This is a genomic window from Buchnera aphidicola (Nipponaphis monzeni) (assembly GCF_006741185.1).
Taxonomy (GTDB): domain Bacteria; phylum Pseudomonadota; class Gammaproteobacteria; order Enterobacterales; family Enterobacteriaceae; genus Buchnera_H; species Buchnera_H aphidicola_T.
In genome coordinates this window covers 580,502-587,781 of the sequence record NZ_AP019379.1, presented here as the reverse complement: position 1 = coordinate 587,781, position 7,280 = coordinate 580,502, and the positions used below count along the sequence as shown (strand labels likewise).

Here is a 7,280-nt window from a genome sequence, read left to right as displayed (position 1 = left end):
ATTTATGTTTAAAATAGTGTTTTTACAACATATTATTATATGTATTTATAATACACTTATATTTAATTTATTTAATTTGTACAAATTTTAAATATTAAAAAAATAATTTAAGTACATTTATTTTTAACAACATTTTTTATAAAAAGTTTTTTATAAAAAAACACATGCATGTATAAAATTATTAAAAATTTTTTATACTTTTAGTAATTTTATACACAATAATTTATATTTATTTTTTTATAGTAATATAAATATAATTTTACTTAAAAAATTTCAAAAATAATATATTTTTAATATAACTATAAAATTTTTATTAAAATAGTAATTAGTACACTTTTTAAAAAAATAATTAAAAAATTTATAAGTAACTAAAATGTTTAAAAAAATGTTTTTCAATAATTTAATTTTTATTATTAAATAATTTATTAAGATATATTATTACATTTTAAATAGTATTTAATTATAAAATAATATAAATTGATTTTTCAAACATCTAATTACAGTAGAATACTGTACGATTATTTTTATAATGAATTATACTAACAATTATAAAATTTAATTTTTAAAATAGAATTTAAGAATATTAAAAAAATATTAAATTTAATTAAAAAAATAAATACGTCAACTTAAATTTATAAATTAAGATAAAAAATAATTATATATATAAAAAATATTTATTTCAAATTAAAAATACTATAGTATATAGGACATTATTCGACTACAAAAAAATCATTTAACAAATGCAACCTAAAATAGTATTAGTTGGCCGATCTAACGTAGGTAAATCTACTATATATAGACAAATAACTCAACACAATTATATTCCTAAAAAAAACAGTTTTGTAAAAACTATAGATATACAATGTAGTAAAGTATCTATATGTAATTTTGATTTTTTACTTATAGACACTTCTGGATTTATTAGTGATAAAAAAATAATTACTTCCTTAGAAAGGAAATGTATTAATCAAACTTTAAACGCAATACAAACAAGTGATATTATTTTTTTTGTAGTTAATGGAAACCAAGAATGTACTTACGAAGATAAAATCTTATCAAAAATTATACTTTCTAAAAGAAAACAAACTTTTTTATTGTTAAATATTAAATGTTTGTCTTTTGATAATATATTTTATAAAGATTTTTATAATTTAGGATTTCATCCTATATATACTATTTCTTCTCTTAAAAAAACAACATTAATAAATTTTTTTAAAAACCATGTTATACCTTCTTTTCTAAACATAAATTCTGTTTCCAATAAATTTGATTCAATTCAAAAAAATTTTTTAATAAATTCAAAAAGTAAAATTCATAATTCAATTTCACAATCAAAAATAGTAGTTACTGTAATTGGTAAACCTAATGTAGGAAAATCCACTTTAGTAAACAGTTTAACTAATTCTAAAAGAATTATTACAGATTCAATTCCTGGAACTACTAAAAATAGCGTTTTAGTCCCACTATGTTATAAAGATCAAAATTACTTATTTATAGACACTGCCGGTATAAGAAAAATAAAAAAAATAAACTGTCCTAATGAAAAAATGTTTATAAAAGAAAGTTTAAATAACTTAGGAAAAAGTGACATTATACTTTTAATAATAGAATTTAAAGATTTTGATTGTCAGCAAAATATTAAATTAATTAATTTCTCTATTAAGCAAGGATGTTCTATATTAATTATAGTTAATAAATGTGACTTAATTTCTGCAAATAAAATTAAAAAATTTAAAAAATTTTTCACATCATTTTTTAGTTATTCTAAAGTTATAAATTTTACAATACATTTTATTTCTGCTTTATTTAAAATTGGTATTACTAGTTTAATTGAGTCTATAAAGAAAACTTACACTAATTCTTTTTATAATTTTAATTCCTCTCAATTAACTAAAATATTACATTTTTTAATAATTCATCATCAACCACCCCTTATAAATAATAAAAGAATTAAATTAAAATTTGCACACCCTGGAGGAACCCGTCCTTTAAAAATTATTATTTATGGGAATCGAACAGATCATTTGACGTTAAATTACAAAACATATCTTTTAAACAATTTTAAAAAATTATTAAAAATTACTAATAATCCACTTATATTAATTTTTAAAAAAAGTATAAATCCTTTTATTAAAAAATAACAATTATTTATTATTTTTTTAAATTAATTTTATTTAAAAAAAATTTTTTGTAGTTTAAAATGTGAAAAATTAAACATAATTTTTATTATAATAAGGAATTAATATTGTAATATCCTTATTACCTAATTTAGCTTGACAAGATAATCTACTCTTTAAAGTAACTCCCCAAGCCTTATCTAGTGCATCTTCTTCTTTATCTGAAGATTTAGATAATGAAGAAAATCCTGATTTAATAATACAATGACAAGTTGTACATGCGCATGATTTACCACAAGCATGCTCTATATAAATATTGTTTTTTAATGCAATATTTAAAATGATTTCTCCTTTTTCTGCATAAACTATTTTAGGTTCTGGTAATATAACTTTGTGAGGTAAAAATAATATTTTAGGCATGTTTATTACCTTGTTTTTATTGAAAATATATTTTTTTATTTAATAGATACATTTTGAATAATTATTGTTTTATAATTATATGTTATCAATTAATTTTTCTGTTTCATTTTTTATTTTTTCCAAAAAAATAACTTTTATTAGCCAATTTTTTGCTATTTTCCATTCTTTTTTAATACATAAACTTTTAAAATTATCAAAAAATTTTTGTTTGAGATCGCAAATTTTTTTGAAAAATAAATTACATTCTTCTAATTTACAAATATTTTTTTTAAAATATTCTAATTTTTCATATAATTTAAATTGATATTCTAAAAAATTATTATTTACAAATGAATTGTTATTTTGATTTATTGTAATTCCATTTAAAAATAATAAATATTTACCTCTTTCGATAGGATCTTTTAAAAGATAATATCCTTTATTAATTAAAATAGATTTTTGTAATATTTTTTTACGATCCTTTAAATTACATTTAATATTTACATCAGGATGGTATTTTTTTTGTAAATTATGAAATTTTTTAGAAAGTTGTTTTAAATCTATTTCAAATGTTGGAATTAAATTAAATAAACTATAATAATTTGTACACAATTTAATACTCACTTCATTTTAAAAAAAGTTATTGTTAGAATATTGAACATTAAGAATGTTCCAAAAAAATATAATATTTAGCATTTTATATAAAAAGTATTTTTTATTTATTATTTTTACTATTATAATCTGCTATAGCTTTTTTTATAGCATCTTCAGCTAAAATTGAACAATGTATTTTGACAGGAGGTAAATTTAATTCTTTTACTATAGAAGTGTTTTTAATATTTAAAGCTTCATTTAAAGATTTGCCTTTGACCCATTCTGTTAGTAATGAACTAGAAGCTATTGCAGATCCACAACCATATGTTTTAAAGCATGCATCCTCAATGATTCCTTTTTTATTGACTTTAATTTGTAATTTCATTACATCTCCACAAGACGGTGCTCCAACTAAACTAGTGCCTACATTTTTACTATTTACTGCAAAAGATCCTACATTTCTAGGGTTTTCATAATGGTCTAAAACTTTTTTGCTATATGACATTTTTTAATCCTTAAAACATTTTTTTGTTAGTATATAAATAAATTTACATTTAAATATGATTCCATGTAATATCATCTATATTAATTCCAGATTTATACATTTCCCACAAAGGAGATAATTTTCTTAATTTTTCTACAGATTTATATATCAACATTATAGCATAATCTAATTCTTTAATTGTAGTAAATCTTCCTATAGAAAAACGTATTGAGCTGTGTGCTAACTCATCTTTTATATTTAATGCTTTTAATACATAAGAAGGTTCTAAACTAGCAGAAGTACAAGCAGATCCTGAAGATATTGCTAAATCTTTCAATGCCATCATTAAAGATTCCCCTTCTATATAATTAAAACTAATATTTAAAATATGAGATGCAGTATTTTTTAGTATACTATTTAAATAGACTTCTTCTATTTTATTTATTTTATTCCAAAAGTAATTTCTTAATTTGTTTAGTTTACGATATTCTAAGTTCATATTTTCTTTTGCTATATGAAACGCTTCTCCCATTCCTACTATTTGATGAACAGGTAATGTACCAGATCTCATACCTCGTTCATGTCCTCCTCCATGTATTTGAGCCATTAATCTTACTTTAGGTTTTCTACGTACATATAAACATCCTATACCTTTCGGACCATATAATTTATGTGCTGAACATGACATTAAATCTATTTTTAATTTCTTTAAATTAATTTCAATTTTTCCAACACTTTGGGTAGCGTCTATATGACACAATATATTATGCGTTTTACATATTTTGCTAATTGCATTTATATTTTGTATAGTTCCAGTTTCATTATTAACGTGCATTATAGAGATTAAAATAGTTTTTTTTGTAATATTACTCATTAATTTATTTAAAGAAATTAATCCATCTGGTTTTGGTTTTAAATAAGTAATTAAAAATCCTATACTTTCTAAATATCTACAAGAATCCAATACAGATTTATGTTCAGTTTGGCTTGTTATTATATGATTTCCTTTACTTTGATATAAAATTGCACTTCCTTTAATTGCTAAATTGTTAGATTCTGTAGCACCTGATGTAAATATGATTTCCCTAGAATCTGCATGTATTAATTCAGCTACTTGACACCTAGCAATATCTACAGCTTCTTCTGCTACCCACCCAAACTTATGTGAACGAGAAGCTGCATTACCAAATTTACCTTCGTTAGTTAAAAAATTTAACATTTTTTTTACTACTCTATGATCTACAGGAGTAGTTGCTGCATAATCTAAATAAATTGGAAGTTTCATATTTATTTTTCCTAAATAATGAACATTATCGATAAAGATATTTAGTAGTTTTTATAATAATTTGTTTTTTTATAGTATTTTTATTATTATTTATTTAATATAACATCAAATTATTAACTTATATTATAAATTAAATTTATATTTAATAATTTTAAATTATTTTTTATATTTCTAGACTATAATGGTATTTATAGAGTATAATATTTTATATAAGAATCTACTTATATATTAAATTAAACTCAATTCTATGTATTAGGGATATAACTCAATTGGTAGAGTATCGGTCTCCAAAACCGAAAGTTGGGGGTTCGATTCCCTCTATCCCTGCCAATTTATTTTTTTATACTAAATCAATTCTAATGTAAATAAGAAGTTATCAGTTATGTATAATTAATTAAAAAATATTTTAATAAATTCATCATTACCCTTAAACATAATTTGCAAATGTTTTTTTTAAAAAACATTTGCAAATTATGTTTAAGGGTAATGATGAATTTATTACATATCTAAAAAAGAGGTGTAAATAGTGAAGTATCGATCATCGAAAACGACTCATGGAAAAAATATGGCTGGAGCTAGAGCATTATGGAGAGCAACAGGTATGGTTGAATCAGATTTTAGTAAACCTATTATAGCTGTAGTTAATTCTTTTTCAGAATTTGTACCAGGACATATACATCTACAATCGTTAGGGCAAATAGTAAAAGAGGAAATAAAATCATCTGGAGGGGTGCCGAAAGAATTTAATACTATAGCAATTGATGATGGAATAGCAATGGGACATTCAGGAATGTTGTATTCATTGCCATCTAGGGAATTAATTGCTGATTCTATAGAATACATGGTTAATGCACATTGTGTAGACGCAATGATATGTATTTCAAACTGTGATAAAATTACTCCTGGAATGCTAATGGCTGCATTACGCATAAACATTCCTACAGTTTTTATCTCAGGAGGTCCAATGGAAGCAGGGAAAATTTTAAAATTTAATAAAGTAATTAAAATTAATTTAATTGATGCTATCAAAGAAGGGGAAAATCCAAATGTTGATTTTAATTATTTAAAAAATTTAGAAGAATCTGCGTGTCCAACTTGTGGATCTTGCTCTGGAATGTTTACTGCAAATTCTATGAATTGTTTAACAGAAATATTAGGATTATCTTTACCGGGAAATGGAACATTATTAGCTACTCATAAAGATCGTAAAAAATTGTTAATAGATTCTAGTAGATTAATAGTAAAAATTACAAAAAAATTTTATAAAGAAGAAAACAATAATGTGTTACCTAGAAACATCGTTAATAAATTAGCATTACATAATGCTATGGCAGTAGATATTGCTATGGGAGGATCTAGTAATACTATATTACATTTATTAGCTATTGCTCAAGAAGGTAATATTGATTTTAATATGAAAGATATTAGTAATTTATCTAAAAAAATTCCTTATATATGTCAAGTAGCACCTAATACAAATATGTATCATGTAGAAGATTTACATAGAGCTGGAGGTGTCATGGGAATTGTAGGTGAATTATATAGAGGTAATTTTATATATTCAAAAGTAATAAATGTCATAGGTTTAACTATAGAAGATATGATAAAAAAATATGATATTATGATTTCCTCTGATGAAAAAATAAAAAAAATGTTTCGATCTGGTCCTAAAGGTGTTCGAACTATACAACCCTTTTCTCAAAATTTTAGATGGAATTCATTAGATAAAAATCGTCAATCAGGGTGTATTAGATCTATTAGTAATGCTTTCAGTGAAGATGGAGGAATTGCAGTTTTATATGGTAATTTAGCAATAAATGGATGTATTGTAAAAACATCTGGAGTAGATCATAAAAATCTTGTATTTAGAGGGACATCAAAGGTTTATGAAAGTCAAGAAGCAGCTGTTCAAGGTATTCTTGGAAAAGAAATAAAAAAAGGAGATGTAATTGTAATTAGATATGAAGGACCAAAAGGAGGTCCTGGAATGCAGGAAATGTTGTATCCAACAACTTATTTAAAATCTATGAAATTAGATAAATATTGTGCATTAATTACTGATGGAAGATTTTCCGGAGGGACATCAGGGTTATCTGTTGGTCATATTTCTCCAGAAGCAGCAAATAAAGGAATAATTGCATTAGTAAAAGATGGGGATATAATATATATTAATATTCCGAAACGAATTATTACTTTAGAAGTTACAAAAGAAAAATTATTGCAAAGATTATATGACGAAAACAATAAAAAAGAAAAATCATTTCGTCCTTTAAATAGATTACGTAAGATATCAAATGCATTGAAAATTTATGCTAACTTTGCAACAAGTGCTGATAAAGGAGCAGTGAGAAATATAAATAAATTAAAATAATACATGTAGTAACAACATATATAAATATTT

Annotated in this window: 6 protein-coding genes and 1 tRNA gene; 3 read left to right on the top strand and 4 right to left on the bottom strand. The window is 22.5% G+C overall.

Annotated elements, in window-relative coordinates:
* Window positions 1–740: 740 nt before the first annotated feature.
* Window positions 741–2,141, top strand: coding sequence for a ribosome biogenesis GTPase Der (gene der / locus BUCNMO_RS02405; protein WP_158345261.1), 1,401 nt, complete (start codon window positions 741–743; stop codon window positions 2,139–2,141).
* Between the two features lie 69 nt (window positions 2,142–2,210).
* Here der and fdx read toward each other — a convergent pair whose 3' ends face one another.
* The 4 genes from fdx to BUCNMO_RS02385 all read right to left on the bottom strand — a co-directional run bounded on the left by fdx (window position 2,211) and on the right by BUCNMO_RS02385 (window position 4,879).
* Window positions 2,211–2,537, bottom strand: a complete 327-nt coding sequence (gene fdx, locus BUCNMO_RS02400; protein WP_158345259.1) for an ISC system 2Fe-2S type ferredoxin — start codon at window positions 2,535–2,537, stop codon at window positions 2,211–2,213.
* A gap of 75 nt (window positions 2,538–2,612) precedes the next feature.
* Complete coding sequence (hscB, locus tag BUCNMO_RS02395) at window positions 2,613–3,140, bottom strand: Fe-S protein assembly co-chaperone HscB (RefSeq protein WP_158345257.1); 528 nt, start codon at window positions 3,138–3,140, stop codon at window positions 2,613–2,615.
* 91 nt (window positions 3,141–3,231) lie between these two features.
* Window positions 3,232–3,615 carry a Fe-S cluster assembly scaffold IscU gene (gene iscU / locus BUCNMO_RS02390; protein ID WP_158345255.1) on the bottom strand — a complete coding sequence of 128 codons (384 nt, stop codon included), beginning with the start codon at window positions 3,613–3,615 and terminating at the stop codon, window positions 3,232–3,234.
* 49 nt (window positions 3,616–3,664) lie between these two features.
* Window positions 3,665–4,879 (bottom strand): IscS subfamily cysteine desulfurase, encoded by a 1,215-nt coding sequence (locus tag BUCNMO_RS02385; RefSeq protein ID WP_158345253.1) that lies wholly within the window; start codon window positions 4,877–4,879, stop codon window positions 3,665–3,667.
* Between the two features lie 254 nt (window positions 4,880–5,133).
* On the opposite strand from BUCNMO_RS02385, the gene BUCNMO_RS02380 reads away from it, so the two are divergent.
* Both BUCNMO_RS02380 and ilvD read left to right on the top strand, forming a co-directional pair.
* A tRNA-Trp gene (locus BUCNMO_RS02380) sits at window positions 5,134–5,209 on the top strand.
* A gap of 193 nt (window positions 5,210–5,402) precedes the next feature.
* Window positions 5,403–7,250 (top strand): dihydroxy-acid dehydratase, encoded by a 1,848-nt coding sequence (gene ilvD / locus BUCNMO_RS02375; protein WP_158345251.1) that lies wholly within the window; start codon window positions 5,403–5,405, stop codon window positions 7,248–7,250.
* The last annotated feature ends 30 nt before the right edge of the window (window positions 7,251–7,280 follow it).

Bases quoted from the DNA above. Each gene is read 5' to 3' on its own strand.
- der (WP_158345261.1), top strand. From the start codon at position 741: ATGCAACCTAAAATAGTATTAGTTGGCCGATCTAACGTAGGTAAATCT.
- fdx (WP_158345259.1), bottom strand. From the start codon at position 2,537: ATGCCTAAAATATTATTTTTACCTCACAAAGTTATATTACCAGAACCT.
- BUCNMO_RS02385 (WP_158345253.1), bottom strand. From the start codon at position 4,879: ATGAAACTTCCAATTTATTTAGATTATGCAGCAACTACTCCTGTAGAT.
- iscU (WP_158345255.1), bottom strand. From the start codon at position 3,615: ATGTCATATAGCAAAAAAGTTTTAGACCATTATGAAAACCCTAGAAAT.